We start from the raw sequence: 2,635 nt of genomic DNA, 5'->3' as shown, positions 1-2,635 counted from the left end.
ACTGGGACGGCTTCGGCCAGCGCCTGACCGCCACCGGGTCCGTGGTGCTCGACGACGCCGCGGCCGAGGAGCTGCTCGAGGTGCCGCGGCAGGACGGGCCCGTGCCCGTGCTCATGGAGGCGACCCTGCTGGCGCTGCAGGCCGGGATCGGCCGGGCGGCGCTCACGGAGGGCACGCAGCTGCTGCGGCAGCGGCGCCGCACCTTCAACACCGGCACGGCCGCGCTGCCCAAGGACGACCCCCAGCTCCTCGAGATCATGGGGCAGCTGGCCGGGCGGCAGGCCGCGGCCGAGCTGATGGTGCGCGAGATCGGGCGGCTGCTCGACGAGGGGCAGGACGGCGCCGACGGGGCCGGCCCGGCGGAGGCCGACGTCGTGGCGGCGTCCGCCGAGGCGATGGCGGCCGCGTACCGGGCCCAGGCCGTGGTGCCGGAGGCCGTCCTCGAGGTGTGCACCCGCATCTTCGACACGCTCGGCGCGTCGGCGACGTCGGCCACGCTGCGGCTCGACCGGCACTGGCGCAACGCCCGCACCCTCGCCACCCACGACCCGGCGGCGTTCAAGGTGCGCATGGCCGGCGACTGGCTCGTGAACGGCACCCCGCCGACCGCCTACACGTCGGCCGGCGAGGTCCCCGAGGGGGACTGACCCGACGACCGGGCGGCCGGACGTGCCGGGCTCAGGCCCAGCGGCGCAGGGCCCGGCGCTCCAGCAGGCCGAGCAGCCAGTCGGTGAGCTTGCCGAGCACGGCGAGCAGGATGATCGCCAGGATCAGGCGGTCCGTGCGTCCGTTGTTCTGCGAGTCGGTGAGCAGGAAGCCCAGGCCCATCGAGGAGGCGATCAGCTCCGCGGCCACCAGGAACAGCCAGGCCTGGGCCAGGGCCAGCCGCAGGCCGGAGAACACGGCCGGCACCACGGCGGGCAGCTGCACCGTCCGCAGCAGGGACAGCCCGTGGTAGCCGAAGGCCCGACCGGCCTCCACCAGGTGCGGGTCCACATGGCGCAGGGCGGCGTAGACGGTGGTGAACACCGGGAAGAACGCGCCGATCGCGATGAGGGTGACCTTGGACTCCTCGCCGATCTGCATCCACAGGATCAGCAGCGGCACCCAGGCCAGCGAGGGCACCGCGCGCAGCGCCCCGATCAGCGGGGCGAACAGCGCGTCCGCCCACCGGGACAGCCCGAGCGCGGACCCCACGGCCAGCCCGAGTGCGGCGCCGAGCAGGAAGCCCAGCAGCACGCGCTGGGTGGAGATCCCCACGTGCAGCCACAGGTCGCCCCGCTCCAGCAGGTTGACGCCGGCGCTCAGCACCGCGCCGGGGGAGGGCAGCTGCACCGCGGAGAGCAGCCCGGCGGCCGTCACCGCCCACCACAGCACCAGGAGGACAGCGGGCGCGGCCAGCCCCACCACCGCCCGGGCGCCGGGCCGGTCCAGCACCCGGGGCCGCTGCCGTCGGCGCGCCCCTGTGTCGCCGTCGTCGTGACCCGACCGCTCGCGCGCCTCGGGGCCCGTCGTCGCGGCGGGGGGGGTCAGGGCGGTGCTCATCGGATGGCCTCCTCGGCGAAACGGGTGTCCAGGATGCTCGCCAGCGCGGCGTCCACCTGGTGCTGGTAGTCGACGGACCCGGTGCCGACCAGGATCCGTCCGACCCCCGTCAGGGCGTCGAGCAGCTCCTGGCCCGGCACGGGGCTGACGTCCGCGTTGGTGCGTTCGAGGATCACGGTGCGGGCGACGTCGGGAGAGATCTTCGCGGCCTCGGCCAGGATCCCGACGGTCTCGTCCGGATGCTCGAGCGCCCAGGCGCGGGCGCGTTCGTACGTGTCCAGGACGGTCTGGGCGGTCTCCGGGTCCTTTTCGAGGAAGGACTCCGTGGCGTTGAGGACGGAGAACGTGTTCAGGGCGAGGTCCCGGTACAGGAAGCGGGCGCCCTCGGCCTCGGCCTTCGCCATGATCGGGTCGAGCCCGGACCACGCGGCCACCGATCCGCCGGCGAGGGCGGCGCGGCCGTCGGCGTGCTGCAGGTTCTGGATCTCGACGTCGGCCGGGTCCACCCCGGCGGCCTCGAGCGCCTGCACGGCGAAGAAGTACGGGTCCGTCCCGCGCGTGGCGGCCACCGTGCGGCCCGCGAGCTGGGCGACGTCCGTGATGTCCGAGCCGGGCGGGACCATGAGCGCGGACCACTCCGGTCGCGAGGCGACGCCCACGATGCGCGTGGGCGCTCCGTTGGCCCGGTTCAGCAGCGCGGCCGAGCCGGCCGTCGACCCGATGTCCACGGAGTTCGAGCGCAGGAGCTCGTTGGCCTTGTTGGAGCCGGCGGAGAACACCCAGTTCACCCGGACGCCGCGGGGCGCGAGCGTCTCCTCCAGCCATCCCTGGTGGCGGATCACGAGGGAGAGCGGGTTGTAGGTGGCGTAGTCGATGCTCAGCGTGTCCGGACCGTTCACCGGCCCGGCCGTCGCCTCACCCTGCAGGACGCATCCGCTCAGGCCCAGGGGCAGGGACGCGGCCAGCAGGCCGAGCGCCGTGCGACGAGTCAGGCGTGCGGGGCCCGCGCCGCTCATCGGGCGTGGCTCTCGACGCCGAGGCCCTCGAGGAGCTCGGCGCGCAGCCGGGCCAGGCGGACGTCCGCGCGGTC

General features: G+C 74.9%; 2 protein-coding genes and 1 pseudogene. 1 reads left to right on the top strand and 2 read right to left on the bottom strand.

Going from position 1 to position 2,635, the window contains the following annotated elements; all coding sequences use genetic code 11:
* Window positions 1-647, top strand: a pseudogene (locus tag HMPREF3105_RS12015) (acyl-CoA dehydrogenase); the annotation flags it as partial.
* A 31-nt stretch (window positions 648-678) separates the two neighbouring features.
* On the opposite strand, the gene HMPREF3105_RS12010 reads toward HMPREF3105_RS12015, so the two are convergent.
* The gene (locus tag HMPREF3105_RS12010; RefSeq protein ID WP_070709821.1) at window positions 679-1,545 is read right to left on the bottom strand and encodes an ABC transporter permease; all 867 of its coding nucleotides are present in this window, start codon (window positions 1,543-1,545) and stop codon (window positions 679-681) included.
* Complete coding sequence (locus HMPREF3105_RS12005) at window positions 1,542-2,561, bottom strand: aliphatic sulfonate ABC transporter substrate-binding protein (protein ID WP_070709819.1); 1,020 nt, start codon at window positions 2,559-2,561, stop codon at window positions 1,542-1,544. The genes HMPREF3105_RS12010 and HMPREF3105_RS12005 overlap by 4 nt, the downstream gene beginning before the upstream one ends.
* Between the last annotated feature and the right edge of the window lie 74 nt (window positions 2,562-2,635).

Source organism: Micrococcus sp. HMSC31B01, assembly GCF_001816085.1.
GTDB lineage: Bacteria > Actinomycetota > Actinomycetes > Actinomycetales > Micrococcaceae > Micrococcus > Micrococcus luteus.
Note: the sequence above shows the minus strand (reverse complement) of the source record. Positions and strands in the feature narration are given on the sequence as shown.